Genomic DNA, 645 nt, shown 5'->3' with positions numbered 1-645 from the left:
GGGTGACGGCGGGGGTGACGGCGGGGGTGTCGGCGGGGTGATCGGCTGGCTGATCGGCTGAGTCGTCGCCGCGCCGGTCGGCGGGTCTGAGAACGCGGGTGCGCTCACCGGCCGCATCGAGAACGCGAGTGCGCTCACCGGCGGGGCCGAGGACCCGAGTCCGCTCACCGGCGGGGTCGAAGATACGAGTCCGCTCACCGGCCCGGTCGTCGATCCGAGTCCGCTCTTCCGCGGCGTCCAGCACCTCGGTCCGCTCGTAGGCCGACGCGGTTGCGCGGTCGTCGTCGTGTGCGGTCATCGGAGGTCGCACCGCCTGGTCAGGAGCTCCTGCGAGGCGCCGCCGTCGGCTGCGGCGGGGGCCGTGGTGGCCTGCACCGTCCAATAGCAGCCGAGGGTCTGGAAGGTGTGCTCGACGGTGAGCGTGTACTGGGTGGCGCCGCTGCGCTCGAAGGTCTGGGACGTGCCGTCCGGGGTGCCCGGCTGCCCCGCCGTGTTCCCCGTGAACCAGGAGACGGTGATGGAGACCGGTCCGGTGCCGTCCGTGGTGACGCCGAGGGTCGCCGTGGCGGTCGTGGGGCCCGTCTGCCGGAAGGCCGAGACGGCGACGTCCTTGACGGCGGGACCGGCGGGCGGGGTCGCCGTGGT

The 645-nt window shown here is 74.0% G+C and carries 1 protein-coding gene and 1 pseudogene; both read right to left on the bottom strand.

All coding sequences use genetic code 11. The annotated features are described in order from the left end of the window. Positions 1–298: hypothetical protein (locus tag GTY56_RS39005; protein WP_202511341.1), on the bottom strand; the 298-nt coding region annotated here is incomplete at its 3' end. Next, positions 295–645 (bottom strand): annotated as a pseudogene (locus GTY56_RS39000) (serine/threonine protein kinase); the annotation flags it as partial. The gene GTY56_RS39005 and the pseudogene GTY56_RS39000, both read right to left, overlap by 4 nt.

Origin of the sequence: Streptomyces sp. SID5643 (assembly GCF_009872555.1) — a bacterium.
GTDB classification, from domain to species: Bacteria; Actinomycetota; Actinomycetes; order Streptomycetales; family Streptomycetaceae; genus Streptomyces; species Streptomyces iakyrus.
This window is presented reverse-complemented; position numbering and strand designations above follow the sequence as displayed.